12 protein-coding genes are annotated in these 18,427 nt (G+C 68.9%); 6 read left to right on the forward strand and 6 right to left on the reverse strand.

Annotated elements, in window-relative coordinates; genetic code table 11:
* Positions 1–143: 143 nt before the first annotated feature.
* The 4 genes from MCHT01_RS02805 to MCHT01_RS02820 all read right to left on the reverse strand — a co-directional run bounded on the left by MCHT01_RS02805 (position 144) and on the right by MCHT01_RS02820 (position 6,622).
* Complete coding sequence (locus MCHT01_RS02805; RefSeq protein ID WP_067062105.1) at positions 144–2,234, reverse strand: M3 family metallopeptidase; 2,091 nt, start codon at positions 2,232–2,234, stop codon at positions 144–146.
* A 223-nt stretch (positions 2,235–2,457) separates the two neighbouring features.
* Complete coding sequence (folD, locus tag MCHT01_RS02810) at positions 2,458–3,315, reverse strand: bifunctional methylenetetrahydrofolate dehydrogenase/methenyltetrahydrofolate cyclohydrolase FolD (RefSeq protein ID WP_067062107.1); 858 nt, start codon at positions 3,313–3,315, stop codon at positions 2,458–2,460.
* A 113-nt stretch (positions 3,316–3,428) separates the two neighbouring features.
* On the reverse strand, positions 3,429–4,061 hold the full coding sequence (locus MCHT01_RS02815) for a response regulator transcription factor (RefSeq protein ID WP_067062109.1): 633 nt from the start codon (positions 4,059–4,061) through the stop codon (positions 3,429–3,431).
* Positions 4,058–6,622, reverse strand: coding sequence for a PAS domain S-box protein (locus MCHT01_RS02820; RefSeq protein ID WP_067062112.1), 2,565 nt, complete (start codon positions 6,620–6,622; stop codon positions 4,058–4,060). The genes MCHT01_RS02815 and MCHT01_RS02820 overlap by 4 nt, the downstream gene beginning before the upstream one ends.
* Before the next feature lie 334 nt (positions 6,623–6,956).
* On the opposite strand from MCHT01_RS02820, the gene aceE reads away from it, so the two are divergent.
* The 4 genes from aceE to MCHT01_RS02840 are packed head-to-tail and all read left to right on the forward strand — an operon-like array spanning position 6,957 to position 14,079.
* Complete coding sequence (gene aceE / locus MCHT01_RS02825; protein ID WP_067062115.1) at positions 6,957–9,662, forward strand: pyruvate dehydrogenase (acetyl-transferring), homodimeric type; 2,706 nt, start codon at positions 6,957–6,959, stop codon at positions 9,660–9,662.
* Positions 9,663–9,686: 24 nt separating this feature from the next.
* Positions 9,687–11,360: a dihydrolipoyllysine-residue acetyltransferase gene (gene aceF, locus MCHT01_RS02830; protein WP_067062118.1), complete on the forward strand. Its 1,674-nt coding sequence runs from the start codon at positions 9,687–9,689 to the stop codon at positions 11,358–11,360.
* Between the two features lie 15 nt (positions 11,361–11,375).
* On the forward strand, positions 11,376–13,193 hold the full coding sequence (lpdA, locus tag MCHT01_RS02835; RefSeq protein WP_067062120.1) for a dihydrolipoyl dehydrogenase: 1,818 nt from the start codon (positions 11,376–11,378) through the stop codon (positions 13,191–13,193).
* A 4-nt stretch (positions 13,194–13,197) separates the two neighbouring features.
* Positions 13,198–14,079, forward strand: a complete 882-nt coding sequence (locus tag MCHT01_RS02840) for a delta(1)-pyrroline-2-carboxylate reductase family protein (protein WP_067062123.1) — start codon at positions 13,198–13,200, stop codon at positions 14,077–14,079.
* Between the two features lie 121 nt (positions 14,080–14,200).
* On the opposite strand, the gene MCHT01_RS02845 is transcribed toward MCHT01_RS02840, so the two are convergent.
* Complete coding sequence (locus tag MCHT01_RS02845; protein WP_067062126.1) at positions 14,201–15,067, reverse strand: HDOD domain-containing protein; 867 nt, start codon at positions 15,065–15,067, stop codon at positions 14,201–14,203.
* 127 nt (positions 15,068–15,194) lie between these two features.
* On the opposite strand from MCHT01_RS02845, the gene MCHT01_RS02850 reads away from it, so the two are divergent.
* Positions 15,195–15,869, forward strand: a complete 675-nt coding sequence (locus tag MCHT01_RS02850) for a transglutaminase-like cysteine peptidase (protein ID WP_067062180.1) — start codon at positions 15,195–15,197, stop codon at positions 15,867–15,869.
* Between the two features lie 22 nt (positions 15,870–15,891).
* A complete protein-coding gene (locus MCHT01_RS02855; protein WP_067062128.1) occupies positions 15,892–17,820 on the forward strand; it encodes a bifunctional diguanylate cyclase/phosphodiesterase in 1,929 nt (642 codons plus the stop codon).
* A 54-nt stretch (positions 17,821–17,874) separates the two neighbouring features.
* Here the strand turns inward: MCHT01_RS02855 and MCHT01_RS02860 are convergent, their stop codons facing one another.
* Positions 17,875–18,423 (reverse strand): NUDIX hydrolase, encoded by a 549-nt coding sequence (locus tag MCHT01_RS02860; protein WP_067062131.1) that lies wholly within the window; start codon positions 18,421–18,423, stop codon positions 17,875–17,877.
* Positions 18,424–18,427: the final 4 nt, after the last annotated feature.

Here is an 18,427-nt window from a genome sequence, read left to right on the forward strand (position 1 = left end):
GTGCCGTCGCCCGGAACACGATGTTGCCAGCGAAGTCGTGACACCGCCTCTGCGGAGAACCCCTCGTCCGGGCGGCCATGAAAAAGCCCCTCGCGAGGAGGGGCTCGATCGGCGCCTGTCGCGGCCCGCGTGGCCGCGTGGGGTCAGGCCATGCCCTGGTGGCGCAGCAGGGCGTCGATGGTGGGCTCGCGGCCGCGGAAGGCCTTGAAGTTGTCCATCGCGTCGCGCACGCTGCCCATGGACAGGATCTCGTCCAGGTAGCGGCGGCCCGTCGCCGGATTGAACACGCCTTCCTCCTCGAAGGCGCTCCAGCAATCGGCCGACAGCACTTCCGCCCACTTGTAGCTGTAGTAGCCCGCCGCGTAGCCGCCCGCGAAGATATGCGAGAAGCTGTGCTGGAAGCGATTGAAGGCCGGCGGCGGATTCACCGACACCTCGGCCCGGACCTCCTCCAGCAGGTCCTGGATGCGGGTCTCGGAGCCCGGCTCCGCGTGCAGCTTCATGTCGAAGAGCGCGAACTCGATCTGGCGCAGCGTCTGCAGGCCGGCCTGGAAGTTCTTGGCCGCCAGCATCTTGTCGAACAGCGCGCGCGGCAGCGGCTCGCCGGTCTCGACGTGGCTGGACAGCTGCTGGATCACTTCCCACTCCCAGCAGAAGTTCTCCATGAACTGGCTCGGAAGCTCCACCGCGTCCCACTCGACGCCGGAGATGCCCGACACGCCCAGCTCCGCCACCCGCGTCAGCAGGTGGTGCAGGCCGTGGCCGCACTCGTGGAAGAGCGTGGTCACATCGTCATGGGTCAGCAGCGCCGGCTTGCCGTCGGCGCCCTGCGGGAAGTTGCAGACCAGGTGCGCGACGGGGATCTGCTCGGCGCCGGTGCCGGCCAGGTCCGGCCGCGCCCAGCGGCTGCGGACCTCGTCCATCCAGGCGCCCGGCCGCTTGCCGTTGCGCGCGAACAGGTCCAGGTAGACCTGGCCGATCAGCTGACCGTCGCGGCGCAGCTCGCAGAACTGCACCGACTCGTGCCACACCGAGGCCTTGGCCGGCACCAGCTGCACGCCGAAGAGCCGGTCGACGATGCGGAACAGGCCGTCCAGCACCCGCGGGAGGGTCAGGTATTGCCGGACCTCCTGGTCGGAGAAGGCGTAGCGCGCCTCCTTCAGCTTCTCCGAGACATAGGCCAGGTCCCAGGCCTTGAGCTCGTCCATCTGCAGCGCCGCCCTGGCGAAGTCGCGGGCCTCGTCCAGGTCGCGTTGCGCATAGGGACGGGCGCGGGCGGCCAGGTCGCGCAGGAAGTCCATCACCTGCGCCGGAGAGGTCGCCATCTTGGGCACCAGCGAGGCCTCGGCGAAGTTCTGGAAGCCCAGCAGCCTGGCCTCCTCCTGGCGCAGCATCAGCAGCTCCTGCATCAGCGCGCTGTTGTCCCATTCGGGCTTGTCGCCCAGCTCGCTGGCACGGGTGACGTAGGCGCGGTACAGGCGCTCGCGCAGGGCGCGGTCCTCGGCGTACTGCATCACCGGCATGTAGACCGGGAAGTGCAGGCTCAGCTTGTGCGTGCCTTCCGGGACGGTCTTGCCGTCGGCGCGCTCCTTGTCGGCCGCGGCGCGCGCGTTGGCGACGACGTCGGCCGGCACGCCCTTGAGCTCCTCGGCGGTCGCGAAGTAGGACCAGCCGTCGGTCGCGTCCATCACGTGCTCGGAGAAGGCCTGGCCGATCTCGGCGCCGCGCTCCTGGATCTTGGCGAAGCGCTCCTTGGCCTCGCCCTGCAGCTCGGCGCCCGACAGCACGAAGTCGCGCGTGGCGTGCTTGAGCAGTTGCGTCCGCTCGGGCGACAAGCCCGGCTGCGCGGCGATCGCCTTGTAGGTCGCGTAGAGCGACTCGTTGGCGCCCAGCGCGGTGAAGAACTCGGTCACCGCCGGCAGCATGGCGTTGTAGGCCTCGCGCAGCGCCGGGGTGTTGGCCACGCCGTTCAGGTGGCCGACGGCGCCCCAGGCGGTGCCCAGGCGCTCGGTGGCGACGTTCAGGGTGCGGGACAGGAATTCATAGTCGGCCGGCGCGTCGCTCGCGGTGACGCGGTCCAGCGCCTGCTGGGCCTCGGCGAGCAGCGCGCTGACGGCGGGCTGGATGTGCGACGGATCGATGGCGGCGAAGTCCGGCAGCGAGGCCGTCGACAGCAGCGGGTTGGGCGCGTCGGCGGCGGGGGTGGAGGACGTCGGGGCGGAAGAGTCGTTCATGCAGGCCTCGTGAGTCTGGCGGGGATGCCGGGACAGTGTCTCAGCGTTTGGGGCCGTGATGAGCTTGGGGTTTCTATCGCGGCCTTCAAGAGCGGCTATCGGCGCGATCGCGCGACGTCCCCTCCCGGAGCGACGCGGGCGCCCGCCGGGACGCCGCGGGCGGGCGTCCGGCGGCGGGCGCGGATCGGGCGATGGATCATCGCCCGGCGCCGATCTGCGCGGTTCAGCGCGCCGCGGCGAAGCGCTCGGCCGATTCGATGGTGTTGACCAGCAGCATGGTGATGGTCATGGGGCCGACGCCGCCGGGGACCGGGGTGATCCAGCCGGCCACGTCCTTCACGCCGTCGAAGTCCACGTCGCCGCAGAGCTTGCCCTCGTCGGTGCGGTTCATGCCCACGTCCAGCACGACGGCGCCGGGCTTGACCATGTCGGCGGTCAGCACGTTGCGCTTGCCCACCGCGGCCACCACGATGTCGGCCTGGCGGGTGAAGTGCGCCAGGTCCGGCGTCGCGCTGTGGCAGACGGTGACCGTCGCGTTGGCCTGCAGCAGCAGCATGGCCATGGGCTTGCCGACGATGTTGCTGCGGCCGATCACGACCGCGTGCTTGCCCTTCGGGTCATAGCCGATGAACTCCAGCATCTTCATGCAGCCGTAGGGCGTGCAGGGCTTGAAGCCGTCCTGGCCCACCATCAGCGCGCCGGCGCTGGCGACATGGAAGCCGTCCACGTCCTTCTCCGGCGCGATCGCCTCGATCACCTTGTGCGCGTCGATGTGCTTGGGCAGGGGCAGCTGCACCAGGATGCCGTGGATGCTCGGATCGTTGTTGAGCGCGTCGACGCGGGCCAGCAGCTCGGCCTCGGTCATGGTGCCCTCGTACTTCTCCAGCACCGAGTGCAGGCCCGCGTCCTCGCAGGCCTTGACCTTGTTGCGCACGTAGACCTGGCTGGCCGGGTTGTCGCCCACCAGCACCACGGCCAGGCCCGGCTTCACGCCCTTGGCGGTCAGCGCGGCGGCGCGCGTGGCCACCTCGGCGCGCAGTTGCTTGGACAGGGCGTTGCCGTCGATCAGTTGTGCGGTCATGGTCGGTACTCCGGAATCAAAAAGCGGGAATCAGAAAAGCGCAAGGGCAGAGGATCGCTCTGCCCGGAAACGAAAGAGGCCGCTTCGCAGCGGCCTCCCCATGCTCTCGATGCTCAGCCGGCCTTCGCCTGCGTGTTCGCGCCCAGCGCGATCTTCAGCAGATCGGCCACGGTGTTGGCGTTGAGCTTCTCCATGATGTTGGCGCGGTGCGCCTCCACCGTCTTGATGCTGATGCCCAGGTCATCGGCGATCTGCTTGTTCAGGCGGCCGGCGACGATGCGCTCCAGCACCTGCGCCTCGCGCGTGGTCAGACGCGACAGCAGGGCGTCGCGGCTGGCGGCTTCCTGCTGCGTCGCGAAGGCGCCGCGGGCCTGGTCCAGCATGCGCTCGACCAGCGACAGCAGTTCTTCTTCCTTGAACGGCTTCTCGATGAAATCGACGGCGCCCTTCTTCATCGTCTGCACCGCCATCGGGACGTCGCCGTGGCCGGTGATGAACACGATGGGGAGCGGGCTCTTGCGTTCGATCAGCTTGTCCTGCAGGTCCAGGCCGCTCATGCCTTCCATGCGGATGTCGGCGATCAGGCAGGCGACCTCGCGCGGGTCGTAGCGGCTCAGGAAGCTCTCGGCGGAGTCGTAGCACTTGACCCGGTAGTCCTTGCCTTCCAGCAACCACTGCAAGGAATCTCGCACAGCCTCGTCGTCGTCGACAACGTAGACATTACCCTTCTTCGGAATCAAGCTCATGGTGTTGCTGCGGTGTTGTGTGCAGTGCCCGCGCCCGTGGGCTCGGGCCGGGGGATGTCCACAGGGATCGTGAACGCGAACCGGCACCCGACGATGGACGGGCCATTGTAGAGGTTCTCGGCGCGTATCCTGCCCTGGTGGGACTCGATGATGGACCGGCATAACCCTAGGCCGATGCCCAGTCCATCGGCCTTCGTCGAGAAGAAGGCCTCGTACATGCGCTCGATGACCTCGACGGGGAGACCTGGCCCCATGTCGGTCACCGAGAACTCGATGTTGGCGCCCAGCTCCGCGGTGTGCTTGGGCACGACGCGCAGCTCGATGTGGCGGCGCGAGGGCGGCAGCGCCGCGTTGTCGATCGCCTCGGCGGCGTTCTTGAGCAGGTTCAGCAGGACCTGCTCGATCAGGATCGGGTCGACGCGCATCACCGGCAGCCGCTGCGCGACGTAGGTGTGGATCTGCACGTTGCGGCGGCGCAGCTCGATGCCGGCCAGCTCCACCGAGTCCTCGACGATCGAGGCCGCGAAGGCGGGCTGACGCTGTGGCTCGCTCTTCTTCACGAAGGCGCGGATGCGGTGAATGATCTGGCCCGCGCGCTGCGCCTGCTTGGCGGTCTTCTCCAGCGCGGCCAGCAGGTCGTCCTTCTGGATGTTGTCGCCGCGCACGCGCGAGACCATCCCGTTGCAGTAATTGCTGATCGCCGTCAGCGGCTGGTTCAGCTCGTGCGCGACGCTGGAGGCCATCTCGCCCATGGTGATCAGGCGGCTGGTGACCTGCGCTTTCTCGGCCTGCTGCTGCTGCTGAGCCTCGGCGTGACGGCGCGCGGTGATGTCGGTGGCGATCAGCATCTGCGCCAGCCGGCCGTCGGTCCACTGCAGGTAGCGGGCGCGCACGTCGAACCACATGTCCAGCTGCGCGATGAAGACCTCGCGCGAGTCGCCGCCGACCTCGGTCAGGTGCTGCGCGGGCAGGCCGCCGTAGTCGTCGACCTCCTCGTCGTTCTCGAACGAGGGCTCCTTGCTCGTCGTGCCCGTCAGCTGCGAGCCCGCCAGCATCGCGTGGCCCTTGGGGTCGGCGCCGAACCACAGCCGGTAGCTGCGGTTGGCGAAGAGCAGCTCGCCCTGCTGCACCGACAGCACCGACACCGCCGCGTCCAATCCCTCCAGCACCGTGGTGAAGCGCTCATGCGAGGCCGACAGCTGGTCGCGCACCCGCTTGGCCTCGGTGATGTTGGTCATCGAGGTCATCCAGCCGTTCTGCTTGCCCTTGGGGTCGATCAGCGGCGAGACATACATGCGGGCGTCGAAGATGCTGCCGTCCTTGCGCATCACCTTCACTTCCGAACCGCCGGCCGGACTGCGGCCCTGCATCTCCTGCTGCAGCAGGCGCAGGTTCTCTTCGTAGCGGTCGGGCGGCCAGTAGGGGAAGGGCGGCTTGCGGCCGATCAGCTCGGACTCGGCGAAGCCGGTCATCGCGCAGAAGGCCGGGTTGACGTAGCTGATGCGCGTCTCCAGGTCCATGGCGCGCATGCCGGTCAGCATGGAGTTCTCCATCGCGCGCCGGAAGTTGGTCTCGGCGGCCAGCGCGTTCTGGACCTGGGCGCGCCGGCGCATGTGCTTCCAGGTGCCCAGCAGCATCCAGACGGTCAGCACCGACAGCGCCATCACCATCCAGAACAGCGTGTTGGAGATCAGGCCGATCGAGGTCCGGTAGCCCTGGCCGCGCAGCACCAGGCCGGGCGCGGGCGCCATCGGCACCTCGTAATAGATGGGCGCGCGGGCGATGCGCCGGCCCGGCATCGGCGTGACGGTGCTGGCCACGACCTGCTCGCGCGGGTCCAGCACCGCGACGGCGTGGCGCGAGGTCAGCTCGTTGGGCACCGAGTAGCGCAGCAGGCCCTCGACCGAGTACTCGGCGATCAGCACGCCGGCGAAGCCGTTGCGGTCGCTCAGCGGCAGCTGCAGCTGGAAGACGGTGGTGTTGTTGGCGTCGCCGAAGGAGCCCGAGTACACGCGGGTGCGGCGGTCGCGCGCGGCCTGGAAGGCGCGCTCGGGCTCGCTGCCGGCGTGGCCGTTGGGCATGGACGGGTCGTTGCCGTCCAGCGTCATCAGGGAATCGGCCTGCTCGCCGATCGCGGCCACGCTGACCCGGCGCTCGCGGCGCTGGTTCAGCCAGGTGATGTGGGTGATCTCGGGCCGGTTGCGCGCGATGGCCATCGCGCGCTGCGTGAACTCGAGGTTGTCGATCGCGCGGTTGGCCAGGTCGCGCTGCAGCGGGATGAGCTGGTCCTCGTTGTCGATCAGGCGCGAGCGGATCTGCTGCTGCGCCATCTCGGTGTCGCGCTTGACGGCCTCGGCCTCGCGTTCGATTTCCTCGTTGCGCAGGTACCAGAAGGCCGAGACGATGGCCGCCAGGAAGAGCACCACCGACAGCAGCGGGCCCAGCGTCGCGAAACGGTCCTGCCGCGACGGCGATTGCCGACGCCACCACGCCGAGACCAGGCGTTTGACGGGATTCAGGGCGCGGCGCAGGAAGCCTTGGACATCGAGGCGGGACAACATAGACCGCGATTATCCAAGCCGACATCGCCTCGCCCGGGCCTGGCGGACCCGGGCATTCCCTGATCGCATCGTGAAAGGGAAACGCGCGCCGACCCTCGGGAAAACACCTTATAAATCCCATAATATGAAAACGCATCGCGCTATTTGGAAAATGCCGGCCTTATGCGACACTCCGCCGCCATAGCCCTTCCGGCAGGTGGCGGCGCGCGCCCGAATGCGTAAGCTCCGGGCTCCACGCGAGCGCCGTTTGCCCCCGAGACCACCGCGACGCATCGATGGACCGATGCGTCGGCGGGCCGGAAGGTCGGTGATTCAGAGAACCAGGAGACACACCATGTCCGCGCAGCCCCAGTCGTTCCTCGGCGCAGCCGCCAATGACACCGACGCTCTCGAAACCAAGGAATGGCTGGACGCCCTGTCCGCCGTCATCGGTGAGGAAGGGGGCGACCGCGCCCACTTCCTGCTCGAGACCCTGATCGATCACGCGCGCCAGGCCGGCATCGACGTGCCGTTCTCGGCCAACACGGCCTACGTCAACACCATCCCCGCCGACAAGGAAGAGCGCTTCCCCGGCAACATCGACATCGAAGAGCGGCTGCGCGCCTACATGCGCTGGAACGCGATGGCGATGGTGGTGCGGGCCAACAAGCACAACCCCGAGGACGGCGGCGACCTGGGCGGCCACATCTCCAGCTTCGCCTCGCTGGCGACCATGCTGGGCTGCGGCTTCAACCACTTCTGGCACGGCGAAGACGGCATCCACGGCGGCGACCTGCTCTACATCCAGGGCCACAGCGCGCCCGGGATCTATGCCCGCGCCTTCCTGGAAGGCCGCATCACCGAAGAGCAACTGCTCAACTTCCGCCAGGAAGTCGACGGCAAGGGCCTGTCCAGCTACCCGCATCCGAAGCTGATGCCCGAGTTCTGGCAGTTCCCGACGGTGTCCATGGGCCTGGGCCCGCTGATGGCCATCTATCAGGCGCGCTTCCTGAAGTACCTGCATGCCCGCGGCATCGCCGACACCTCCAAGCGCAAGGTCTGGGTCTTCCTGGGCGACGGCGAGATGGACGAGCCGGAAAGCCTGGGCGCGATCGGCCTGGCCGCGCGCGAGAAGCTGGACAACCTGATCTTCGTCGTCAACTGCAACCTGCAGCGTCTGGACGGCCCGGTGCGCGGCAACGGCAAGATCATCCAGGAGCTGGAGAGCGAATTCCGCGGCGCCGGCTGGAACGTGATCAAGCTGATCTGGGGCTCGTACTGGGATCCGCTGCTGGCGCGCGACAAGCAGGAGCTGCTGCGCAAGGTCATGATGGAGACGCTGGACGGCGACTACCAGGCCTACAAGGCCAATGACGGCGCGTTCGTGCGCAAGCACTTCTTCGGCAAGCACCCCGAGCTGCTGAAGATGGTCGAGAACATGTCCGACGAGGACATCTGGCGCCTGAACCGCGGCGGCCACGATCCGCAGAAGGTCTACGCCGCGTATCACCAGGCGGTGAACACCGTCGGCCAGCCGACCGTCATGCTGATCAAGACGGTCAAGGGCTACGGCATGGGCAAGATCGGTGAGGGCAAGAACACCGCTCACCAGACCAAGAAGCTGCAGGACGAGGACATCAAGGCCTTCCGCGACCGCTTCAACATCCCCATCCCGGACAGCGAGCTGCCCAAGATCCCGTTCTACAAGCCGGCCGACGACACGCCCGAGATGCAGTACCTGCAGGAGCGTCGCAAGGCGCTGGGCGGCTACCTGCCCAAGCGCCGCCCGCAGGCCGAGGAATCGCTGAAGGTGCCCGACCTGGCCACCTTCCAGGCCGTGCTGGATCCGACCGCGGAAGGCCGCGAGATCTCCACGACCCAGGCCTACGTCCGCTTCCTGACCACGCTGCTGCGTGACAAGGAACTGGGTCCGCGCACCGTGCCCATCCTGGTCGACGAGGCGCGCACCTTCGGCATGGAAGGCCTGTTCCGCCAGATCGGCATCTACAACCCCAAGGGCCAGCTGTACACCCCGGTCGACAAGGACCAGGTCATGTACTACCGCGAGGACAAGGCCGGCCAGATCCTGCAAGAGGGCATCAACGAAGCGGGCGGCATGGCCAGCTGGATCGCCGCGGCGACGTCGTACTCGACGAACAACCGCGTGATGATCCCGTTCTATGTCTACTACTCGATGTTCGGCTTCCAGCGCATCGGCGACCTGGCCTGGGCGGCGGGCGACATGCAGGCGCGCGGCTTCCTGCTGGGCGGCACCTCGGGACGCACGACGCTGAACGGCGAAGGACTGCAGCACGAGGACGGCCACAGCCACATCCTGGCCGGCACCATCCCCAACTGCATCAGCTACGACCCGACCTTCGCGCACGAAGTGGCGGTGATCCTGCACTCGGGCCTGAAGCGCATGGTCGAGAACCAGGAGAACGTCTACTTCTACCTGACGCTGCTCAACGAGAACTACCCGATGCCCGGCCTGAAGGCCGGCACCGAGGAACAGATCCTCAAGGGCATGTACCTGCTGGAAGAAGCCGCGGCTCAACCGCTGACGGTCAACCTGCTGGGCTCGGGCACCATCCTGCGCGAGAGCCAGGAAGCCAAGAAGCTGCTGGAAGCCGACTGGGGCGTGGGCGCCAACGTCTGGTCCTGCCCCAGCTTCAACGAGCTGGCCCGCGACGGCCAGAACGCCGAGCGCTGGAACCTGCTGCACCCGACCGAGCTGGCCTGCGTGCCGTACGTGACGCAGCAGCTGAGCAAGGTGCAGGGTCCGGTGATCGCGTCGACCGACTACATGAAGAACTACGCGGAGCAGATCCGCGCCTTCATCCCGTCCGGCCGCTCGTACAAGGTGCTGGGCACCGACGGCTTCGGTCGCAGCGACTTCCGCAGCAAGCTGCGCGAGCACTTCGAGATCAACCGCCATTACATCGTCGTGGCCTCGCTCAAGAGCCTGGCCGACGAGGGCAAGATCCCGCAGGCCAAGGTCGCCGAAGCGATCAAGAAGTACGGCATCAACGTCGACAAGATCAACCCGCTGTACGCCTAAGCGTCGGACTCGGAGACATCAGAAATGGCATTGGTTGAAGTCAAGGTTCCCGACATCGGGGACTTCAAGGACGTCGCGATCATCGAGCTGCTGGTCAAGGCCGGCGACACGGTGAAAGTGGAGCAGAGCCTGCTGACCGTCGAGTCCGACAAGGCCTCGATGGAGATCCCGTCCTCCGTGGCGGGCGTGGTCAAGGAAGTGAAGGTCAAGATCGGCGACACGATCAATCAGGGCGACCTGATCGTCGTGGTCGAGAGCGAAGCCGCCGGCGCCGCCGCGCCGGCGCCCGCCGCGCCGGCTCCCGCGGCAGCGGCTCCCGCGCCGCAGGCCGCGCCGGCCCCGGCACCCGCCGCCGCTCCGGCCGCCTCGGCCGGTCCGGTCGACATCGTCGTGCCCGACATCGGCGACTTCGACGAAGTCGCGGTGATCGAAGTGCTGGCCAAGGTCGGCGACACGGTGAAGGTGGAGCAGAGCCTGATCACCGTCGAGTCCGACAAGGCCTCGATGGAGATCCCGTCCTCGCACGCCGGCGTGATCAAGGAGCTGCTGGTCAAGCTGGGCGACAAGGTCGCCAAGGGCTCCAAGATCGCCGTGATCGAAGCCACGGGCGGCGCTGCCGCTCCGGCACCGGCCGCCGCCGCGCCGGCGCCCGCGCAGGCCGCCGCCGCGCCGGCCCCGGCGACCGCGAGCGCCCCGGCACCGGCCGAGCGCCAGGTCCCGACCGCCGCGCTGCCCCCGCACGAGCCGACCAAGCCCAGCGGCAAGCTGCCGCATGCCTCGCCGAGCATCCGCAAGATCGCTCGCGAGCTGGGCGTGCCGCTGGACGAAGTGAAGGGTTCCGGCGCCAAGGGCCGCATCACCGAATCCGACGTCCAGTCCTTCGTGAAGGCCGTGATGGCCGGCACGGCGCAGACGGTCGCGCAGAAGGCGGCCGCGCCGGCGGGCGCGGGCGGAGGTGCCTTCCCGGGCCTGCTGCCCTGGCCCAAGGTCGACTTCGAGAAGTTCGGCCCGGTCGAGCGCAAGGAGATGTCGCGGATCAAGAAGATCAGCGGCGCCAACCTGCATCGCAACTGGGTCACGATCCCGCACGTCACCAACCACGACGACGCGGACATCACCGAGCTGGAAGCCTTCCGCGTCCAGCTGAACAAGGAGAACGAGAAGTCCGGCATCAAGGTCACGATGCTCGCCTTCATGATCAAGGCGACCGTCGCGGCGCTGAAGAAGTTCCCCGAGTTCAATGCCTCGCTGGACGGCGACGGCACGCTGGTGCTGAAGAACTACTTCCACATCGGCTTCGCGGCCGACACGCCGAACGGCCTGGTCGTTCCGGTCATCCGCGACTGCGACAAGAAGGGCATCTTCCAGATCAGCCAGGAGATGTCGGAGCTGGCCAAGAAGGCCCGCGACGGCAAGCTCGGCCCGGCCGACATGACCGGCGGCTGCTTCTCGATCTCGTCGCTGGGCGGCATCGGCGGCACCTACTTCACGCCGATCATCAACGCCCCCGAGGTCGCGATCATGGGCGTGTGCAAGTCCTCGACGCAGCCCGTGTGGGACGGCAAGCAGTTCGTGCCGCGCCTGATCCTGCCGCTGTCGCTGAGCTGGGATCACCGCGTCATCGACGGCGCCGCGGCCGCACGCTTCAACGTGTACTTCGCGTCCCTGCTGGCGGACTTCCGCCGCATCGCCCTCTGATCGGAAGGACCGGACATGGCATTGGTTGAAGTCAAGGTTCCCGACATCGGGGACTTCAAGGACGTCGCGATCATCGAGCTGCTGGTCAAGGTCGGCGACACGGTGAAGGCGGAGCAGAGCCTGGTGACCGTCGAGTCCGACAAGGCCTCGATGGAGATCCCGTCCTCGGCTGCCGGCGTGGTCAAGGAGCTCAAGGTCAAGCTGGGCGACAAGCTGAACCAGGGCGACCTGCTGGTCGTGCTGGAGGCCGACGCCGCGGCAGCGCCCGCACCGGCCGCCGCCGCACCGGCACCGCCCCCCGCGGCGGCACCGTCCGCGACCGCTCCGGCACCCGCGCCCGTGGCGGCGCCGCAGGCCGCGACCTATACGGGTCCCGCCGAAGGCGAGTACGACGTGATCGTGCTCGGCGGCGGTCCCGGCGGCTACTCGGCGGCGTTCCGCGCGGCCGATCTGGGCCTGAAGGTCGCGATCGTCGAGCGCTACGCGACGCTGGGCGGCGTCTGCCTGAACGTGGGCTGCATCCCGTCCAAGGCGCTGCTGCACGTCGCCGCGGTGATGGACGAGGTCAAGCACTTCGCCGATCTGGGCGTCGAGTTCGGCGAGCCCAAGGTCGAGCTGCCCAAGCTGCTGACCCACAAGAAGAAGGTCATCGGCAAGCTGACCGGCGGTCTGGCCATGATGGCCAAGATGCGCAAGGTCACGGTCATCCGTGGCTACGGCCAGCTGCTGGACGCCAACCACCTGTCGGTCGAGGAGACCGGCGGCGAGGGCCAGGAGCGCACCGGCAAGACCCAGACGCTGAAGTTCCGCAAGATCATCCTGGCGGCGGGCTCGCAGGCGGTGCGCCTGCCCTTCATGCCCAACGACCCGCGCGTGATCGACTCGACCGGCGCGCTGGAGCTGACCAGCAAGCCCAAGCGCATGCTGATCGTGGGCGGCGGCATCATCGGCCTGGAGATGGGCACGGTGTACTCGACGCTGGGCGCGCGCCTGGACGTCGTGGAAATGCTGCCCACGCTCATGACCGGCGCGGACCGCGACCTGGTCAAGGTCTGGCAGAAGATGAACGCGCCGCGCTTCGACAACATCATGTTGAACACGAAGACGGTGGCGGCCGAAGCCACGCCCGAAGGCATCAAGGTGACCTTCGAGGGCGAGGGGGCCCCGAAGGAGCCGCAGGTCTACGACCTGGTGCTGCAGGCGGTGGGCCGCACGCCCAACGGCAAGAAGATCGGCGCGGACAAGGCCGGCGTGATCGTCAGTGATCGCGGCTTCATCCCGGTCGACGTGCAGATGCGCACCAACGTGTCCAACGTCTTCGCCATCGGCGACATCGTCGGCCAGCCGATGCTGGCGCACAAGGCGGTGCACGAGGGCCACGTGGCGGCGGAAGTCATCGCGGGCGAGCTGCTCGGCGACGACGCGCTGGCCAAGTCGCGCTTCGATGCGCGCGTGATCCCCAGCGTCGCCTACACCGATCCGGAAGTGGCCTGGGTGGGCGTGACCGAGGACGAGGCCAAGGCCCGCGGCATCAAGGTCAAGAAGGGGCTGCTGCCCTGGTCCGCCTCGGGCCGCGCGATCGCCAACGGCCGCGACGAGGGCTTCACCAAGCTGCTGTTCGACGAGGAGACCCACCGCATCATCGGCGGCGGCATCGTCGGCACGCATGCGGGCGACATGATCGGCGAGATCGCGCTGGCCATCGAGATGGGCGCGGACGCGGTGGACATCGGCAAGACCATCCACCCGCATCCGACCCTGGGCGAGTCCATCGGCCTGGCCGCGGAAGTGGCGCACGGTTCCTGCACCGACGTGCCGCCGGCGCGCAAGTAAGCCGATGCGGGTGCTGGACGCCGCCGCGACGGCGCGCGCGCTGCCCTGGGCGCTGCTGATGGAGGAGGTGGCGCTGGTCTGTCGCGAGAACCGCGACGGCCGGCTCACCTGCCCGCCGCGGCACAGCCTGGCGCTGCAGCAGGACGGCGTTCTGCTGGTCATGCCCTGCCTGAGCGAGCGCCTGGCCATCACCAAGCTGGTCAGCGTCCACCCGCTCAACGCGGCGCTGGGCCTGCCGACGATCTCGGGCGAGGTCGTCGTGATGGACAGCCGCACCGGCCAGCGCCTGGCGGTGCTGGACGGCCCTGCGCTGACGGCGCGCCGCACCGCCGCGGTCAGCATGCTCGCGCTCCAGTACCTGGCCCGCCAGGCGCCGCGGCGCGTGCTGGTGGTCGGCGGCGGTGTGCAGGCGCGCGCCCATGTCGAGGCCATCCAGGCCCTGCATCCGCAGGCGACGATCCACGTGCAGGGACACCAATCGGTGCCGGCCTTCGTCGAGGAACTCGGCGTCGAGCCGCTGCCGCCCGAGTCCCAGACCCGTCATGCCTGGGACCTGGTCGTCTGCGCGACGACCAGCCGCGTCCCCGTGCTGCGGCCGGGCGTGGGCGAGGGCGCGGTGGTGATCGGCGTCGGTGCCTTCCGCGACGACATGGTCGAGCTGCCGCAGGAACTGCTGCGCGACGCGCAGGTCTGGGTCGACGATCCCGTCGGCGCGCAGGCGGAGGCCGGTGATCTGCTGGCCGCGGGCCGCTTCGAGCCTCAGGCCTCGCTCGAGGACCTGGTGATGGGCGACCGGCCCGTCGACGACGGCCGCACGCGCGTGTTCAAGAGCGTGGGCAACGCCCGCTGGGACCTGGCCGCCGCACGGGTCGCCGTGCGCGGCTGATTCCGATTCGACCGCTTCGCCACCGCCATGACCGAGGCCCCTTCGCGGGTGCCTTGTCGCATGGGGGAGCCGGCGTCGGGAACCGGGGTTGGAACCGTCGTCGAACGGCGATGGCGCGCGGTCAGGCCTCGTCGAGCAGCGGGCGCAGCGCGTCGTCCCAGTGCTCGAGCTCGTCCATGGACAGGTGCAGCCAGCCCAGCGCGGCCTCGCGGTTGGACGCCCAGTCGGCGTCCTCGTCCAGGCCTTCGTGCTGGCGCATCAGATGCTCGGCGATCAGGCCGGCGGCGATCAGCGTGCGGACCTCGGGCTCGACGCTCTCGTCGCGCAGCGCGTCGAAGTCGTGATGCAGGCGGATCGCCGTCATCAGCTCCGGGCCCAGGTGCCAGACCTTCACCACCAGCGCGCCGACGACCGCATGGTCGGTGCGGTGATTGACGTTCTCGGTCTTGATGTAGGGGCGGTCGATGCGGGCGGCGGCCTCGACCATGGTCGCGCCGTAGCCGCGCACGCTTTGCAGCAGCACCGGCATGCCGACGTGGCAGAACAGGCCGTAGCTTTGGGCCAGGTCCACGCGCATGCCCGGCAGTTGGCCGGCGATGAAGCCCATGGCGACGGCGCGCTTGGTCGAGCGCTGCCAGAAGCGCAGCAGGTGCGGACTGTTGACCGGAATCGCGTGGCGGATCAGGAAGGCCTGCATCAGCGCGACGGTCTCGTCCAGGCCCAGGCGGTACATGGCCTGGCCGACGGTGGTGCAAGGCACGTTGCCTGCCACCAGGTGCAAGGGGCTGTTGGCCACGCGCAGCAGCGTCGCCGACATGGCGACGTCGGCCGCGGCGATGCGGGCGACTTCGTTCAGGTCGGGCTGGGCGCCGGACATCGCCGCGCGCAGGCGCTGCAGCAGCTCGGGGCAGGGCGGAATCTGGATCTGGCGCAGCGGGCCGTTGGCGCGGGCGCGGTCCAGTTCCTGGTGGACGGCTTCGGTCTTCATCTGAGCGCCGGATTATCCGGTGACCCTCCGGACCGGCGCGTGACGGGGGTGCGGCAAATTGCCGCTTGTCGGCGCCCGCGACGCGCCTCGCCCGTGGGTGGGTTCGGAGACAGATACATTGCTGCGCATGTCACGCTTCGTCACCCGCGCGCTGAACCAGGTCCGGCCGGCCCTGGCCGTGCTGGCCTGCGTGGCGGGGCTGTGGAGCGCCGTCGCCTGGGCCTGGGACAAGGACAAGCTGACCGAGACCGCCTCGCGCTACCCGGTCAAGACCCAGGCCGCCGTCAAGGCCATGATCCAGATGGCCGAGCGCGCCGCCACGCTGCCCGACGAGCGCGACCGGCTGGCGGTGGTCAACGACTTCTTCAACAAGCGGGTCGCCTTCAAGGACGACATGGAGGTCTGGGGTCAGATCGACTACTGGGCCACGCCGCTGGAGATGCTGGACAAGGGCGCCGGCGACTGCGAGGACTACGCCATCGGCAAGTACATGAGCCTGCAGGCCGCGGGCGTGCCGCAGGCCAAGCTGCGCATGGTGTACGTGCGGGCGCAGTTCCAGGGGCGGCCCCAGGCGCACATGGTGCTGGCCTACTATGCGCAGCCGGAATCGGAGCCGCTGATTCTGGACAATATCAACCCCGAGGTCCGGCCCGCGTCGCAGCGGCCGGATCTGACGCCGGTGTTCAGCTTCAACGGCGAGGGCCTGTGGACGGGCGTGGGTGCCACGTCGGCGGGCAATCCGCTGGTGCGGCTGTCGATGTGGCGCGACCTGCTGGCCAAGGCGAAGGCGGAAGGTTTCTGATGGGCGACGGAGAATTCGGAACATGTCCCTGATTCGACAAATCTGGTGCCTGGTGCTGGGCGCCGTGCTGGCCTCGGCGCTGGGCGGCGTGGCGGTGAGCACCTGGTCGCTGCGCGACCTGCTGCAGACGCAGGCCCAGCTCAAGAACGCCGACAACGCGAGCGCGCTGGCGCTGGCGCTGTCGCAGCAGAAGGGCGACGCGGAGCTGATGTCGCTGCTGATCTCGGCGCAATTCGACAGCGGCGCCTACGAGAGCGTGCGCTGGCGCGACGCGACCGGCAAGCTGGTCTTCGAGCGCCACCTGGAGACGCCCCAGATCACGCACGCGCCGGGCTGGTTCGTGGCGCTGCTGCCGCTGAACGTGCCGCCGGGCGCGGCCAAGCTGTCGGACGGCTGGAAGGCCGTCGGCGAGATCGAGCTGCGCGGTCAGACCGGCTACGTGCACGAGGCGCTGTGGCGTTCGACGCTGAGCACCGCCTCCTGGCTGCTGGCGGTGGGCGTGATCACCGGCATCGCCGCCGCGGCGGTGCTGTCGCGGCTGCGCCGGCCGCTGGACACCGCCGTCAAGCAGGCCGAGGGCGTGGCGCAAGGCCGTTTCGAGACCGTGCTGGAGCCGCGCGTCCCCGAGATGCGCAAGCTCACCGGCGCGATGAACACCATGGTGCTGCGCACGCGGCAGATGTTCGAGGCCCAGGCCGAGCAGCTGCGCACCTTGCATCACCAGCTGCTGTGCGACGAGCTGACCGGGTTGTCGCATCGTCGGCAGTTCGTGGCGGAGCTGAGCTCCGCGCTGGAGCGCGACGACGGTCCGCTGCGGGCGGGGCTGGTGCTGGTCCGCCTCAAGGATCTGCAGGGCTTGAATCAACGGCTGGGTCACGGCGCCACCGACCAGGCGCTGGTGGCGATCGCCCAGGCGCTGCGCGTCTACCCGGAGCAGGTCCGCGGTTGCCTGGCCGGCCGCCTGAACGGATCGGACTTCGCGCTGTGGCTGCCGGCGCCCAACGTGGTCGGCGACACGGCGCAGGCGCTGGCCGAGGCCTTGCGCGCCGGCCTGCAGAACCTGGGCCCGGGCGTGGGCGTCGCGATGGGCGCGGTCGAGCTGATGCGCGACCAGCCGATGAGCGCCTGGTTCGCCGCCGCCGACGCGGCGCTGGCCAAGGCGGAGCAGGGCGAGGGCGTGGTCCTGGAGCTGCGCGAGGCGCCGCCGTCCGAGGAAGTCGCCCAGGGCGAGCGCGCCTGGAAGGCGCTGATCTCCGATGCGCTGCAGCAGCAGCGCAGCCGCTTGCTGGAGTTCCCGCTGATCGGACGCGACCGGCAGGTGCTGCACCTGGAATGCCCGCTGCAGCTCAAGCTCAATCCCGTCGGCGAGTTCGAGCCCGCCGCGCGCTGGCTGCCGCTGGCGTTGCGCCATCGCCTGAGCGCCGAGGCCGATCTGCAGGCGATCGCGCTGGCGCTGCAGGCGACGCAGCACGACCAACGCGCGCGCTGCGTCAACGTGGCGCCGGCCTCGCTGAACGACGGCAGCTTCATCGCCCGGGCGCGCGAGCTGGTGCAGGCCGCGCCTGCGGCGGTGCGCCGCCTGATCGGTCTGGAGCTGGCCGAGCCGGCGGCCGCGCAGCACTTCGAGGCGCTGCAGGAACTGGGCCGCCAACTGCGGCCGCTGGGCGTCCAGCTGGGGCTGGAACACGCGGGCGCGGGACTGGCTCAGATTGATCGTCTTTTCCAGGCCGGTCTGGACTACGTGAAGCTCGACAGCGCGGTCGTGTCGGGCGTGTCGGCCGATGTGAGCCGCGCGGCATTCGTGCGCAGTCTGGTGGTGATGCTGCGGAGTCTGGCGCTGAAGGTCTATGCCGAGGGCGTGACCGATGCGCTGGACGCGCAGGCGCTGTGGGATTGCGAGCTCGACGGGATCACCGGCCCCTGGGCGTCGGCGCAGGGGATCAAGCCTTGAGGGGGTGAGCGTGGTCCGGCCCGCCCCGGGGGGCGCTGATCGCGACGCCGAGGTTCAGCCGATATCCGCCGTATGCAGCGGATATCCCTCGCCCCGGTGGCGGTCCTCGAAGAAGCGCAGCAGCGTGTCGCGGACCGTGTGGAAGGCGATCTCGTCCCAGGGGATCTCGTGCTCGTGGAAGAGCCGGGCCTCCAGCGTCTCCGGACCCGGATCGAAGCGCGGGCTCAGCAGCCTGGCGCGGTAGAACAGGTGGACCTGGCCCACGCGCACCACGTTCATCACGCAGTACAGGTTCTGCAGCTCGATCTCGGCGCCGGCTTCCTCCTGCGTCTCGCGGGCCGCGCCCTCGGCGAGGGTCTCGCCCAGCTCCATGAAGCCGGCCGGCAAGGTCCACTTGCCCAGCCGCGGCTCGATCGCGCGTTTGCACAGCAGCACCTGTTCGCCGTACACGGGGAGCGTGCCGACGACGTTCAGCGGGTTCTCGTAATGGATCGCGCCGCAGACCGTGCAGGTCGCGCGCTCCCGGTTGTCATCGGCCGGGACGCGGTACTCGGTCGGGCCGCCGCACGTGGGGCAGTACTGATATCGCCGCGCTTGAAACATGGGG

It is taken from the genome of Mitsuaria chitosanitabida ATCC BAA-476 = NBRC 102408, from assembly GCF_001598255.1.
Classification (GTDB): Bacteria; Pseudomonadota; Gammaproteobacteria; order Burkholderiales; family Burkholderiaceae_C; genus Roseateles; species Roseateles chitosanitabidus.